This is a genomic window from Blautia stercoris (genome assembly GCF_054657695.1).
In genome coordinates this window covers 1201869-1216818 of record NZ_BAAHYF010000001.1, presented here as the reverse complement: position 1 = coordinate 1216818, position 14950 = coordinate 1201869, and the positions used below count along the sequence as shown (strand labels likewise).

At 37.6% G+C, this 14950-nt stretch carries 14 protein-coding genes; all 14 read left to right on the top strand.

The window, feature by feature from the left end; all coding sequences use genetic code 11:
- The first annotated feature begins 72 nt into the window (after positions 1–72).
- The 14 genes from ACYQ2D_RS05845 (at position 73) to ACYQ2D_RS05780 (ending at position 14950) form a co-directional block, all read left to right on the top strand.
- Positions 73–1473 (top strand): sugar transferase, encoded by a 1401-nt coding sequence (locus tag ACYQ2D_RS05845; RefSeq protein WP_187558211.1) that lies wholly within the window; start codon positions 73–75, stop codon positions 1471–1473.
- Positions 1466–2455 carry a glycosyltransferase family 2 protein gene (locus ACYQ2D_RS05840; protein ID WP_187558210.1) on the top strand — a complete coding sequence of 330 codons (990 nt, stop codon included), beginning with the start codon at positions 1466–1468 and terminating at the stop codon, positions 2453–2455. Before ACYQ2D_RS05845 ends, ACYQ2D_RS05840 begins: the two co-directional genes overlap by 8 nt.
- A gap of 35 nt (positions 2456–2490) precedes the next feature.
- Positions 2491–3303 (top strand): glycosyltransferase, encoded by an 813-nt coding sequence (locus ACYQ2D_RS05835; RefSeq protein ID WP_187558209.1) that lies wholly within the window; start codon positions 2491–2493, stop codon positions 3301–3303.
- A gap of 10 nt (positions 3304–3313) precedes the next feature.
- On the top strand, positions 3314–4522 hold the full coding sequence (locus tag ACYQ2D_RS05830) for a CDP-glycerol glycerophosphotransferase family protein (RefSeq protein WP_117455304.1): 1209 nt from the start codon (positions 3314–3316) through the stop codon (positions 4520–4522).
- Between the two features lie 2 nt (positions 4523–4524).
- Positions 4525–5634, top strand: a complete 1110-nt coding sequence (locus ACYQ2D_RS05825) for a glycosyltransferase (protein ID WP_459784866.1) — start codon at positions 4525–4527, stop codon at positions 5632–5634.
- On the top strand, positions 5624–6607 hold the full coding sequence (locus tag ACYQ2D_RS05820) for a Stealth CR1 domain-containing protein (RefSeq protein WP_022303758.1): 984 nt from the start codon (positions 5624–5626) through the stop codon (positions 6605–6607). Before ACYQ2D_RS05825 ends, ACYQ2D_RS05820 begins: the two co-directional genes overlap by 11 nt.
- A 55-nt stretch (positions 6608–6662) precedes the next feature.
- A complete protein-coding gene (locus tag ACYQ2D_RS05815; RefSeq protein ID WP_459784865.1) occupies positions 6663–8018 on the top strand; it encodes an O-antigen ligase family protein in 1356 nt (451 codons plus the stop codon).
- A gap of 48 nt (positions 8019–8066) precedes the next feature.
- On the top strand, positions 8067–8570 hold the full coding sequence (locus ACYQ2D_RS05810; RefSeq protein ID WP_459784863.1) for a hypothetical protein: 504 nt from the start codon (positions 8067–8069) through the stop codon (positions 8568–8570).
- Positions 8571–9632, top strand: coding sequence for a DUF6077 domain-containing protein (locus ACYQ2D_RS05805; protein ID WP_459784862.1), 1062 nt, complete (start codon positions 8571–8573; stop codon positions 9630–9632). It abuts the gene before it with no gap.
- Positions 9629–10405: a hypothetical protein gene (locus ACYQ2D_RS05800; RefSeq protein ID WP_459784861.1), complete on the top strand. Its 777-nt coding sequence runs from the start codon at positions 9629–9631 to the stop codon at positions 10403–10405. The genes ACYQ2D_RS05805 and ACYQ2D_RS05800 overlap by 4 nt, the downstream gene beginning before the upstream one ends.
- Before the next feature lie 125 nt (positions 10406–10530).
- On the top strand, positions 10531–11328 hold the full coding sequence (locus ACYQ2D_RS05795; RefSeq protein WP_022303763.1) for an ABC transporter permease: 798 nt from the start codon (positions 10531–10533) through the stop codon (positions 11326–11328).
- 9 nt (positions 11329–11337) lie between these two features.
- On the top strand, positions 11338–12654 hold the full coding sequence (locus ACYQ2D_RS05790; protein WP_187558204.1) for an ABC transporter ATP-binding protein: 1317 nt from the start codon (positions 11338–11340) through the stop codon (positions 12652–12654).
- A 24-nt stretch (positions 12655–12678) separates the two neighbouring features.
- Positions 12679–13614, top strand: coding sequence for a class I SAM-dependent methyltransferase (locus ACYQ2D_RS05785; protein ID WP_459784860.1), 936 nt, complete (start codon positions 12679–12681; stop codon positions 13612–13614).
- The gene (locus ACYQ2D_RS05780; protein ID WP_187558203.1) at positions 13607–14950 is read left to right on the top strand and encodes a hypothetical protein; all 1344 of its coding nucleotides are present in this window, start codon (positions 13607–13609) and stop codon (positions 14948–14950) included. The genes ACYQ2D_RS05785 and ACYQ2D_RS05780 overlap by 8 nt, the downstream gene beginning before the upstream one ends.

Genomic DNA, 14950 nt, shown 5'->3' with positions numbered 1-14950 from the left:
AAATGTTGAATCTTCTTGAACAAAATGTTAAGATGAATGTTAAGAGACTAAGAATATTAAGAGGTTGGATGGATGAAAGGTGTAAAGAGAGAACAATTTCGGCGTTTAGTCAGAAGCATAGCCGTAATGATTATTCTGGTACTGGAATCTTTTATTTTTTATTATGTCTGGAATAAATATTACAGCAGGGGGCTTTGGATTGAGCCGTTCTATGCAAAAGGAAATATTTTCATTGTATTGGTGTATGCGGCATTTATGCTGTTGTTTTTATATATTTATGGTGGATTTAAAATTGGTTATATCAAAAGAGGCAATCTGATTTATTCTCAGGCATTGTCCGGACTTTGTGCCAATGTAATTATGTATCTTCAGATTGTGCTGTTATACCGTCGTCTGCCGGATGTGCGTCCCTTGCTTGCAATGACGTTGGCAGATTTGCTTGTAATTGGAATTTGTTCGTATTTTTTTGATAAGCTGTTCAGTTATATTTTCCCGCCACGTGATATTCTGTTGATTTATGGAGAGTATCCGGTGGAAAAACTGGGTGGAAAAATTGCAACGAGAAAAGATAAATTCCGTATTAAAGAGCGGATTTCTGTGGATGAAGATTTTGAAACCATTCAGAAAAAAATTCTGGAATATGAAAATGGTGGTGTACTTTTAGGAGATATTCATTCCTCTGACAGAAACCAGATTTTAAAGTTTTGTTATGCACATTCGATTCGTGTGTATCTGACTCCGAAAGTTTCAGATATCATTGTAAGAAATGGAGAAACGCTTCATTTATTTGACACTCCGCTTTTACTGTGTCGTAATTATGGATTAAATATCGGTCAGCGTTTTGCAAAGAGGACTCTGGATTTGGTGGTTTCTGTTTTGATGTTTATTGTGGCATCTCCATTTATGCTGGTGACTGCAATTGTAATCAAGGCTTATGACAAAGGACCGGTTTTGTTTAAACAGAAACGTTTAACCATTGATGGAAAAGAATTTTATGTCTATAAATTCAGAAGTATGATAGTAGATGCAGAAAAAGATGGTGTGGCGCGCCTTGCAAAAGCAGGAGACAGCAGAATTACACCGGTTGGAAAAGTGATTCGTGCAACACGATTAGACGAACTTCCACAGCTTTTAAATATCATCAAAGGTGATATGAGTCTGGTTGGACCAAGACCGGAGCGTCCGGAAATTGCAAAAGAATACGAAAAAGAAATTCCGGAATTTGCGTTCCGTTTAAAAGTGAAGGCAGGATTGACCGGTTATGCCCAGATTTACGGAAAGTATAATACCACAGCCTATGACAAACTAAAATTAGATATGATGTACATTGAAAGTTATTCGTTTATCAATGATTTGAAATTGATTTTATCTACCTTTAAAATTATGTTTATGAAAGAAAGCACCGAAGGCATGGAAGGGGAAGAAACAATTGCCTTAAGCCACCAGCCTGAGAAAGAGAAGAAAAATGATTAGTATTATTGTTCCGGTGTATAACCGTGAAAATAAAGTAGGAAGCTGTATTGCAAGTATTTTAAATCAGACGTACACGGATTTGGAATTGATTTTAGTTGATGATGGTTCAACCGATAACAGTGTGGCGGTCTGTGAGGAATATGCAAAACAGGATAAGAGAATCCGCATTATTCAAAAAGAAAACGGTGGTGTCAGCAGTGCGAGAAATTGTGGAATCAAAGAGGCAAGAGGAGAGTACTTACAGTTTGTTGATTCCGATGATACCATTGACAAAGAAATGACGCAGAAACTTTATGAGGCGGTACAAAAAAATGAGGCAGATGAAGCAATCTGTGGATTTCGTGAAATTCATGGCGGGACAAGGGGGGATGTGATTCGCATCCCTCAAAAAGAATGTGTGACGACAGTTGCAAAGATGGAATCGGAAATCGAACATCTGATTTTGAATTGTCTGCTTCAGTCCTGCTGTAATAAACTATATAAAAAAGAAAAAATTAAAGAATTTTTTTCAACCGAGTATACTTATGGTGAGGATTTGTTATTTAATCTTGCCTATTTAAGAAAGATTGAAACGATTGCCTTTGTTCCGAAAGCATATTATGAATATGACTGCCGTGGGGAGTCGATTACTTCTTCTTATCGAGAAGATGAGATTGAGATACGAATTCATTTAATGAGAGAAGTATTCGCATTTAGCGAAGCCTGTCTGGAAGGAACACAGGTGATGCGCGAGTTTGCTGATAAGACCATGCGGGCGGTCATTTATAGTTTATTTGATATTTATCAGGATGAACGGTTTTCCAAATCAGAAAGAAAACAGAAAATACTTGGTTATTTAAAGAATCAGACGGTTCAAAAAGCAAGCGGAGTCTGTCAGCTTGGAAACAGACAGCAGAGGTTTTGTAATCGTTTAATTCAGAAACAGCAGGGAGGGTTCTTACTCTTTTTGTTTGCATTAAAAGAAAAATTACATCTGTATTAAGAAATGGATTAGAAAGAAAAACGGAGAATTGGGAAATGGCAGAATATAGTGTTTTAATGTCTGTGTATGCAAAAGAAAATCCGGAATACTTAAGAGAAAGTATTGAAAGTATCTGGAGTCAGACGGTTAAAACGAATGATTTTTGGGTGGTATGTGATGGACCTCTGACAAAGGAGCTGGATGTAGTATTAGAAGAAAATCAGAAAGCTCATAAAGAGGTCTTTCATCTTTTACGATTAAAAGAAAATGTGGGATTGGGACGAGCCTTAAATGAGGGCTTAAAGTGCTGTAAAAATGAAGCGGTTGCAAGAATGGATTCTGATGATATTGCATGCAAAGACCGCTGTGAAAAACAGCTTCGTGTCTTAGAAGAAGGAATTGACATTGTAAGTGGTACCGTAGTAGAATTTGAGAAAGACATTTTGCATTGTAAAGCAAAAAGAACCCTTCCTTTATCGAAGGAAGAAATCTTGAAATTTGCGGGAAGAAGAAATCCGTTTAATCATCCATGTGTGATGTATCGTAAAGAAGCAGTGGAAAAAGCAGGAGGATACCAGCATTTTTATCTGTTTGAGGATTATTATCTCTGGGCGAGAATGTTGCTTTTGGGAGTTGAGGCGAGAAATCTTCCGGATACCCTTCTTTACATGCGTGCTGGAACAGGAATGTACAAACGAAGAGGTGGCTGGAAATATGTAAAATCAATGTTACATTTCCGGCTTTTTTTATGGAAAAGCGGTCTGAGCAGTTTTTGGGATTTTGTGGTCTGTGCAGGAGGTCAGATGATGATTTGTCTGATTCCGAACCGCTTAAGAGAACTGTTTTATAAAAAATTTCTTAGAAAATAGAGAGTGGCTTATGAGTAGATTTTTAGAAAAACTGGAATTTGTCAAACCGGCAGACCTTGTCTCAGGACTTAAGATGCTGGTTTCGATTCCCTATGCTGCCTGTCTGAAAAAAAAGAGAAAACAGATGTGGCTGGTTTGCGAAGAATATAATGAGGCCAGAGACAATGGTTATTGGCTTTACAAATATATCAGAAAAGCGCATCCCGAGCAGGATGTGGTTTATGCGATTAACAAAGAATCCGTAGATTATGAAAAAATTAAAAATTTGGGAGAAGTGATTCAGTATGGCTCAATCAAACATTGGGCATATTATCTGGCAGCTTCGATTAATATCAGTTCCCAAAAAGGAGGAAAGCCAAATGCGGCAGTCTGCTATTTATTAGAGGTCTATGGAATTTTAAAAAATACCAGAGTGTTTTTACAGCATGGTGTCATTGAAAATGATCTGCCGTTTTTACATTATGAAAATACGAAGATGCGGATGTTTATCACAACTGCGCCAAGAGAGCATCAGTTTATCTGTGAAAAATTTGGTTATCCGGATGGATGGGTCAAATGCGTCGGAATAGCAAGACTCGATGGGCTGCATGATGCAAAAGTAAAGAAAAATCAGATTCTGGTCATGCCGACCTGGAGAAAATGGATTTCTGTTCCAAGTTCCGTTTCGGCAACCTTAGACGATATGAGCAGTTTTGAGGCAACGGAATACTGCAAACGCTGGATGGAAGTCTTAAGAAGCAGTGAAATTGAAGAATGGCTTGCAAACGCTGGAATGGAACTGGTCTTTTATCCACACAGAAATATGCAGAAATTTATCTCGTTTTTTAAGACAGAGAGCAAGCACGTAAAGATTGCAGACTGGGAACACTACGACGTTCAGCAGTTATTAAAAGAATCCGCTTTTTTGATTACGGATTATTCAAGTATCTTTAATGACTTTGCATATATGAGAAAACCGATGATTTATTATCAGTTTGATAATGAAAAATTCAGAAAAGCACAGTATGAAGAAGGGTATTTTTCTTTTAAGGAAGATGGTTTTGGACCGGTATGTGAAACATTTGAAGAGTTAAAAACAGCATTAAAACGTGCGATTGATGAAAATTTAAAAAATCCGGAAGTTTATCTAAATCGAGAGAAAGAATTTTTTACGATTTGGGATACCGATAACTGCAAACGAAATTATGAAGAGATTAAAAAATTGCAGGAGAGTCTTTAAGTATGAATATTTTAATTGAAGGAATGTCAAGACAGCTTGGTGGAATGGAAGCTTTTATCATGTCTGTGTACCGTGGACTCGACCGTGAGAGCTATCGCATGGATTTTATCGCTTATGACGATGAGATTGTGTTTGAAGACGAATTAAAAGCAGGCGGATCTAAGGTTTATCATGTGACTCCACGTTCTAAAAGTGTTCTTCAGTCAAGAAAAGAGCTGGATACCATTTTTAAACAGACACAGTATGATGTATTCTGGACCAACAAAACAACGATTAGTAATATTGAAGCCTTAAAATCGGCAAAGAAAAATCAGGTACCGCTTCGGATCGTCCATTCTCATTCCTCTGAAAACAGAGGAACAAAATTTACGCTGTTTATGCATAAGAAAAACAGACGTAAGGTGGCAAATTATGCCAATCAGCTCTTAGCCTGCTCGAAAGAAGCGGGTGTCTGGATGTTTGGGGAGAAAGCGAAAGAAGTACAGGTTATTATAAACGGAGTCGATATCCGAAAATATACTTACACAAAAGAACGAGAAGAGAAGATGCGCAAAGAACTGGGACTTGGAGACGAACCGGTTGTAGGTCATGTAGGACGTCTTTCCAAAGAGAAAAATCACAGCTTTTTATTTCGCATTTTTCGGGAAATTCAGAAAAAAGAATCGTCTGTCGTTCTGTTTTTATGTGGAGGCGGAGATGAAGCTCAGAAAAAACAGTTAGAAGAAGAGGCAGAAGCACTTGGAATCCGTGACTCTGTTCGTTTTCTTGGGGTCAGAAGAGATGTGCCCGATGTACTTCAGGTGATGAATGTATTTGTATTTCCGTCGCTGTTTGAGGGTTATCCGATTTCACTGATTGAAGCACAGGCAGCAGGACTTCCGACTTTTGGAAGCAAAGAAGCCGTTCCAAAAGAAATGGGATTGACAAAAGAGATGCATTTTCTTTCTTTAGAGGAAGGAGAGAAACAATGGGCGGAGGCTGTATTAAAAGAACTCCATTCTGAAAAATGTTCGGAAACCGAAGTGTTATTACAAAGTGAAGTAAGTCTTGAAAAGATGCTTGACACAATTCAAAAAATACTGGAAAAGAGAGGGATGAAACATGGAAATTGATTTAGTAATCCCATGGGTCGATGGCAACGACCCGAAGTGGCTTGCCGAAAAAAGAGCCTGCTTAAAAGAGGAAGAGGGAGACGGACGTGCAAACCGTTTCCGTGAATGGGATAATCTGGAATATCTGTTTCGTGGAATTGAAAAAAATCTTCCATGGATTCGCAAGATTCATTTTATTACCTGGGGACATGTACCAAAATGGATGAAAGTCAATCATCCAAAATTAAATATTGTAAAACATACCGATTATATTCCAAAAGAATATCTTCCTACCTATAATTCCCATGTGATTGAACTGAATTTACATAGGATTCCAGATTTAGCAGAGCATTTTATCTATGCAAATGATGATACTTTTTTTGTTGCACCGATGAGACCGGAACATTTCTTTAAAAACGGTCTGCCATGCGACTGTCCGCTTGAGAGAGTACATGTCTTTAAAAAAGGTGGAATTGACCACATTGTTGCAAATGATTTGGAATTATTAAACGACCACTTTCTGAAAAAAGATACTTTGAAAAAATACCGCAAGAAATGGTTTTCCTTAAATTATAAACGATTATTATTAAAAAATATCTATATGTTAGGGGTCAAGCAGTTCCCAGGATTTGTCAATCCACACATTCCGCTTGCATATTTAAAGAGTACGTTTGAGGAAGTCTGGGAGAAAGAACCGGAAGTATTAGAGGAAACCTGTAAACATAAATTGAGAAATAATATGGATGTCAACCAGTGGCTGTGCCGTTACTGGCAGTTTGCCAAAGGACAGTTCGAGCCTGGAAATCCTTATATTGGAAAATTTTATTCGATTGGAAAAGACGATGAACTCATTGAACAGGCATTGAAGACAAAACAATATAAAATGTTATGTTTAAGTGACGATAAACCGGAACTTGAGTTTGAAAAAGAAAAAGAATGGCTGAAAAAATTATTACAGTCTTATTTTCCGGAAAAATCTTCGTTTGAAAAATAGGGTACTCTCAAAATCTTTATGATTGAGCGTGCATAAGAAAGGACAAGTTATAAATATGAAACTCGATGTACGAAAGATGATAAGCGACCCGTTCTGGTTTGCCATGTACATGCTTTTAATCGCTTATCTTGGAGCACCGGCGTTCTTGAAGATTCATCTTGGAATTTTCAGAAAAGCAGGTCTGGTATGGGGAGCGGTTTTGCTTGCCATCTTTTTGATAAAAAATTACAGAGCTTATCTGGAAAATAAATTTGCACTGGTCTTGTTTTTGTTCTGTGTTGCAAATGGAATCACGATACTTGTAAACTGGAGAACCAAATTAAGCAGCAATATTTTTACGTTTGGTTATATGACCACTTCACTGCTTTTAGTTTTTAATATGTACTGGCAGAAAGAGGAAGAGGAAGTGGAAAAGAAAATAAAAATTTTTTCCTGGATGAATGTGATTATGCCGCTTATGTATGCCTCAATTGCATTAATTACATTTTTACTTTCCGTTCAAGTGTGTTATGAACTTCCGAATGGATATCAGTATCTTGGAATGTTTGAAAATCGTCTATGGGGCTTATTCAACCCGAACACCGGTGGAATGATGGCGGTGATTTCCATGGCATTTTCGCTTTATCTGATAAACAAGTCAGCACAAAAGAAAAAACTTCTGATTGCAAATATTGTAATTCAATATCTGTATCTGATTTTAACACAGTCAAGAAGTGCTTATGGAGCATTTGTCTTTTTTATTCTGATTGTAATTGGATTTGTCTGGGTCAAAAGAGAGAATCTATTCACAAAGGATAGGAAAACCTGCATAAAGAGTCTTTTAAAGTCAGTTGTCATTTTTGCCTGTGTGTTGGCACTCTCTCCGATTGTAAAACATACGATTGTATTGATTCCGGATGCAGTAAGTTCTTTGAAAGGACAGGAAGAGAAAACAGAAATAGTAAGAACCGAAGAATTTTTTGAAGAAGAAGATGCAAACAGTGTCAGCAACGGACGAGTGGAAATCTGGAAAGCCGGATTAAAAGTCTGGAAAAATTCTCCTGTATTTGGTGCAGGTGCAAATTGCATCTATGAATACGCAAAGAGGGATTTGGATAAAGGAACCGCACAGGCGCTTCATAATGGCGGACTTCACAATGTCTATGTGACAACGCTGGTGGCATCTGGAGTGGTAGGACTTGGAATTTTATCCGTCTTTTTAATTATGGTATTTATTCGCTTTGTAAGAGCACTTTTCACAAAAACAGATACATCGACATTTATTTTAATGGGGCTTTGCGGTGGAATTTTACTATCGGATTTTATGGAATCCAGAATCTTATATGCAAACTCAAGTGTTCATTATATTTTCTGGATGACAATGGCGTATCTGTGCTGTAAAATAAATGATATCAAGAAAAAACAGGCATAGAGAAGCGTTAGGACAAAAGCTGGAATAAATAAGAAAGGATATGACCGGATGGGGAAAGTTAGACGATGGATGCTGATACTGTGTGCGATTTTTATGGTGCTCGGTGCACAGTCTGTGTATGCGGATGATACGCAGGATTCTCTCGATGGCTACTGGTCAAAAGACGAAAATCAGGAAATGGAAGATGGGGAAACCGTTTACCGATATTTTCTATGGGATGGAACAATGATTACGGACCAGTGGGCAAAAATCGAAGAGGAATGGTACTTTTTTGATGCCAATGGAGTCATGCAAAGAGGCTGGCTTTGGAAAAGTGGTGGATGGTACTATCTGGATGAAGAAACCGGTGCGATGCAGAAAGGCTGGATTAAAATCGAGAAAGATGAGTATTTTTTAAGTGAGTCAAGTGGAAGAATGAAAACCGGTTGGACTCATTGGAAAAAGAAATGGTACTATCTGGAATCGAATGGAAAACTGGCAAAGAATACAGAACGTTACCTGATGGGGCATACGTTTCACTTTAATAAAACAGGAGAATGGGTAAAAGATTAAATGGAAGTTGTATCAATTGTAAAAATGATACTGTTCACAGTGGCATTTTGGTTGTTTTTGATTGTCATAGGATTTCATACACCGGCAAAGCGGACGAAAAAAATTATAGAACTGCTTATGGGTGGAATGATATTATTTTTCTTTTTATTTGAAATATTGGCATTGTGTGCAGTTTTCTTTCGATGGAAATTTCATACGCTTTACTGGCTGGTACTGGGAATCTCGGTGGTGCTGTTTGTCAGTTCGATTGTTCAAAACTGGGATTTTATTATGAGATTAATCCGGTTTAAGAAACAGGAAACGAAAAAACAAAAAGGAAGCAGACTCTGGTATCTTCCGGCGGTTGTCTTAATAGTCGTTCAGATGTATGCAGGGATTTTTTACACACACATTGACGATGATGATGCTTTTTATGTAGCGACGGCGTCAACAACTCTCGAGACAGATACGGTGTTTCAGTACAATGCGTATACAGGAGATGAGTACGAGTCCCTTCCAAGCCGTTATGTATTATCTCCATTTCCAATTTTTGAAGCGGGTTTAAGCAGGCTTTATGGAGTACCTTCAACCGTTTTGGGACATACGGGAATGTTTTTGATTTTTCTTCCGGTTGCTTATTTTGTTTATGACCTGCTGGGCAGTTTTTTCTGGAAAAATAAAAGAAAAGAGAGAGGATTGTTCTTACTTCTTCTGGCATGGATGAATATATTTGGTTATTATTCCGTGTATACGATGTCTACTTTTTTACTGATTCGTATCTGGCAGGGAAAAGCAGTCCTGGCAGCAGTGATTCTTCCATTGTTGTTTTACTATCTGCTTTGTGCTTATAAAAATGAGTATCAAATTCAGGATATTATCCAGATTTTTCTGACGACAGGAGCAGCAGCGCTGACCTCTTCCATGGGAATTTTCTTAGCACCGATTATGGTGGCGCTTGGGGCATTTGCGGGAATTATACAGACAAGAAAAATAGGAATAGCATGGAAATTGCTGGCTGGATGTATTCCTTGTATCATACTGACAGGAATTTATCTGCTGTTAAGAGTTGAGGGAATGGGATGAGTAGTGAAGTATTTGATTTGATTAAATTTTTCTGGAAGCATTATAATGGAAAGGGATTTTACCTGTATCTCTTTTTAGGCGGTATGGTTCTGCTTTTGTTTTTAAGAGAGAGAAGGAAATATAACCGTTATTTGTTTTGGTACTGTATTGGTGGACTGATTTTGTACTGGATTCCGTATACGGCAAAAATTATTATGGACTATGCAATTGGAAAGACGGTTTACTGGAGAATGTTCTGGCTGCTTCCGATTACGTTTGTGATTGCTTATTTTGCTGTATCGTGTATCTCACAGTTAAAGAACAGACTTTTTGCAGTGGTACTGGCAGTGCTGATGCTGTCCGGACTTGCCTTTAGTGGTCGGCTGGTTTACAACAAAGATGTATTTCATAAATCAACCAATTATTATAAACTGCCACAGACCGTGCTTGGTGTGTGTGATGCAATGAAAAAAAATGCCGATGGAGAGGAAATTCGGGCAATTGTTCCGGATGAGCTGATTTCTTATGTCAGACAGTATGACCCGTCGATTCACCTGATTTATGGACGCGATGCAGGCAAGGATTCAAGAACCGATACCATGGAAGCTGCGATTGTGTATGATGTGATTAATAATGAAGAACAGGATAAAGAGACCTTTCGGGAAGCGCTTGCTCTTTCCGGCTGTAATTATCTTGTACTTTCAGAAGAGCATACCATGGACTGGTATGCGGAAGAAGAATACGAAAAAATCGCAAAAATTGATGAGTATTGTATTTATAGAATTGACAAATAGCAAGTAAGAGATGTCTGTATCTTTTTGGGTACAGGCATTTTTTAATCCTTTCGATTGAAATTCATAAGAGAAAATGGTATATTGTAAAGGTTAAGTATACTTTACCATAAGTAGAGGAGATTAGAATGAACATATTTAGAGAATTGTGGAGAAACAAGACCCTGGTGTGGAAACTGGGTAAAAATGACTTCAAAACAAAGTATGCAGGTTCTTATTTTGGGATTTTATGGGCCTTTGTACAGCCTATGGTTACAATTTTGATTTACATTTTTATTTTCCAGTTTGGATTTCGCGTTATGGATACGCCAAACGGATATCCGTATGCGCTGTGGCTGATTGCAGGTATTATTCCCTGGTTTTTCTTTTCAGAGGGAATTATCAATGCAACCAACTGTTTGATGGAATATAGTTATCTGGTAAAGAAAGTCGTATTTAAAATCAGTGTACTTCCGCTTGTAAAAATTTTATCGGCGTTATTTGTACATTTGTTTTTTATTGCATTTGCGATTTTTATCTATATTATTATGGGAAAGACACCGATTGTTCAGATGGCTCAGCTTGGCTACTATACAATCTGCGCAATCTGTCTAATTACTGCGATTGCCTATTTTACCTGTTCCATCGTACCGTTTTTCAGAGATTTTGGAACGATTATCAATATCCTGATGCAGGTTGGTATGTGGGCATGCCCGATTATGTGGGATATGTCAACGTTTAAAATGCCTGCAAAAGTTGAATTTCTTTTAAAATTAAATCCGCTGTATTATGTTGTACAGGGATATCGTGACAGTTTCATGGATGGAATCTGGTTCTTTGAGAGACCAAAGATGACGATTTACTTCTGGGTTGTAACTTTAATTATCGGAGTGATTGGATTTACTGTATTCCGTAGATTAAGAGTACATTTCTCAGATGTATTGTAGGAGGGACACATGGACGATATTGTAGTATCAATTAAAGATGTCAGTAAAGTATACAAATTATATGATAAACCGATAGACAGGCTGAAAGAATCCCTGTCTATTACGCATAAGAGCTATCATCAGGATCATTTTGCCTTAGAGGGAATTTCACTTGATGTGCATAAGGGAGAATGTGTTGGAATTATCGGAACAAACGGTTCCGGAAAATCTACGCTGTTAAAGATTATTACCGGTGTATTAAGTCCGACAACCGGAAGTGTTACCGTCAATGGGAAAATCAGTGCACTTCTTGAACTGGGTGCCGGCTTTAATATGGAATATACGGGAATTGAAAACATTTATCTGAATGGTACCATGCTTGGGTTTTCAAGAGAAGAGATGACAGCAAAACTTGATGATATTATTAATTTTGCAGAGATTGGCGATTTTATCAATCAGCCATGTAAGACTTATTCGAGTGGTATGTTTGCCCGCCTTGCATTTGCAGTTGCTATCAATGTAGAGCCGGATATTTTGATTGTCGATGAGGCATTGAGCGTTGGAGATATTTTCTTCCAGTCGAAATGTTACCGTAAATTCAATGAATTTAAAGAAGCAGGAAAAACAATTATTTTTGTTACGCATGATATGGGAAGTGTTATCAAATACTGTGAAAGAAGTATGCTGATTCATCACGGACATCATGTGCTGACCGGAACGTCCGCAGAAGCAGTGGATGTATATAAGAAAATCCTTGCAAATCAATATGATGACAGTGCAAAGGACGAAGAACAGGAAGAAACTACAGAGGTAGAAACTCAGGAAACAGAAACGAAAGAAAAACAGGAAGCAAAAGGCTGGAAGAGTAAATTAACTTTAAACAGCAATCTGGATTCTTATGGAAGTCTGGATGCAGAGATTGTGGATTTTGCAATTGTGAATGATAAGGGAGAAATCAGTTCTTCCGTAGATAAAAATAAACAGTTCCGTATTAAGATGAAGATTCAGTTTAAAAAAGATGTGGACCATCCAATTTTTGCTTATACGATTAAAGACAGAAAAGGTACGGAAATCACAGGTACCAATACCATGTTGGAAAATTATACACCGGCACACTGTAAGGCAGGGGAGATCGTTACCGTTAATTTTGACCAGATTATGACGCTTCAGCCAGGGCAGTATTTTCTTTCTTTTGGTTGTACCGGTTATAATGGGGATGATTTGGAGATTTATCACAGACTTTATAATGCCTGTCACCTTGAAGTCTTTTCAAAGAAAGAGGGAACGCTTGGTTTCTTTGATTTGAATTCAACGGTTTCTTATGACGGGGCAATACAAACGAAATAATAAATAATAGAAGGATTATATGGGATGAACGAAAAGATTGGGAAAGTTACATTAAATCTGGACTATTATGAAGGTCAGGATTTTTACAGTGACGGTGTGATTGAAGAGCATCTGTTAGAGCTGGTGAAACATCACGAACCTGAAGAGTATCAGGATATTATCTTAAAAGAAAAAAACTGGGCTGTGATGTATCATCTTTCACAGCAAAGAGAGAATATTTTAGAGTGGTATCCAATAACAAAGGAAGATTCCGTGCTTGAAATCGGAGCCGGATGTGGTGCAATCTCTGGTGTGCTTGCAAAAAAAGCCGGACGGGTTGTGGCAAATGACCTGTCTAAGATGAGAAGTTCAATTAATGCATGGAAGAATAAAGAGGCAGAAAATCTGGAGATTGTAGTCGGAAACTTTAATACGGTATCTGATAATCTGACAGAAACCTTTGATTATGTTACCTTGATTGGCGTGTTTGAGTATGCAAAGACTTATATTCAGGAAGAAGAGCCATATCGGGTATTTTTAGATAAAATCAACCGTCATTTAAAACCGAATGGAAAGATTTTGATGGCAATTGAAAATAAGCTGGGACTAAAATACTTTGCAGGCTGTAAAGAAGACCATGTCGGTCGGATGTTTGAAGGAATTGAAGGCTATAAAAATACATCCGGAGTAGAGACATTCAGCAAAAGAGAATTAGAGAAACTGCTCGATGCAAATGGCTATCACAATTATCGGTTCTATTATCCTTATCCGGATTATAAATTTGCAACAACCATTTATTCAGATTCTTATCTTCCAAAAAAAGGAGAACTGCGGAATAACCGCCGAAATTTTGATGCAGAGCGTCTGTTGCTTTTTGATGAGGGACTTGCCTTTGATACCATGATTCGTGCTGAATTATTCCCGCATTTTTCCAATTCCTTTTTTGTAGAAATTCAGAAAAAGGAGGAAAACAATGCCTGAGATATTATATTCAAAATTTTCAAAAGACCGTCAGAAAAAATTTCAGATTGCAACGATGATTGTAGAAGAAAATGGAGAAAAATCGGTCATAAAAAAAGCGATGCATAAAGAGGGAGAAGCCCATGTAAGAAAGATGGTCGAATCCCGAGAACTGCTTTCGGAATTATTTGTAAATTCAGGTGTGGAAATGTGTCCATGCAAAGAGGAAAATGGTCAGGTCCGTTTTTTATTTGTGGAGGGGGAAAGCTTAGAAGAAAGAATCCACCGCCATTCAGAAGCAAATGACTATGAAGCCTTGAAAGAGGATTATCGTTTTCTTGCAAAGATTATTTTTTCCGTAAAAGGAATGCATACATTCGAGAGCAGTCCGGCATTTGAAGAAATTTTTGGCTTTCCAAAGTTTAAAGAAGCGCAACATTCGGCAGATATTTCCAATGTTGATATTATTCCGGCAAATCTTCTGCTTGGTAAAAAATGTGTGCTGGCAGATTATGAATGGGTCTTTTTCTTTGAGATTCCATTAGAATTTATCTATGCAAGAAGCATTTTCTTGCAGGAAGCAGTCTGCGGTTTAGATAAGAGTCAGTTAGAAGAACTCTATGCAATTGGCCGTGTAGATATGGAAGAAGTGCCGGTTTATTATCAAATGGAAGTGAACTTCCAGGAATATGTGGCTGGAAAAGGCGAAAAATATGCCCTGTCCCATCTGTACCAGAAAATGCACTGTAAATCTTATCCTGTCAGTGAATGGGATTATAAGAAACAGTTCTTTTCTATCGGTATCGAGGGAGATACCGGTGAAGAATGGGAAGAAATCAGCTACGAGCAGACCATTCATTCTGAGATTAAGAGAACGATTCAATTAAAAGCAAACCAATATACCAGACTTCGGTTCAAACCGGTGGATTCTAAAAGTATTATAAAAATCAGGAAACTGGTCGGAAAGAAAGAAAAACAGGAAGTCAGTTTGAATTTTACTCATAATGCAAAACTGGTGATTATTGATGATTATTATTTCATAGAACCACCGGTGCTTGAAATCGCACTTGATGGATGTGAAGAAATCGAATTTGATTATTTGGTTTATCGCAGAAATGATGGTGTCATTGACCAGATGGTGACATTTATTCAGAATGAGAAAGCGTTAAAAGATGAGAGACAGATGCTGACTGAAAAAAATGCAGCACACGAAGCCAGGATAGCCAAACTTGGAAAAGAGTTAAATGACTTACAGGCGACCGTAGAATATCAGGCAGAAAAAATCCGACAGCTTGAAAATTTAAAAGTCTATAAGATGTATCAAAAAGTACGTAAAATAGTGAAAAGGGGTAATTGA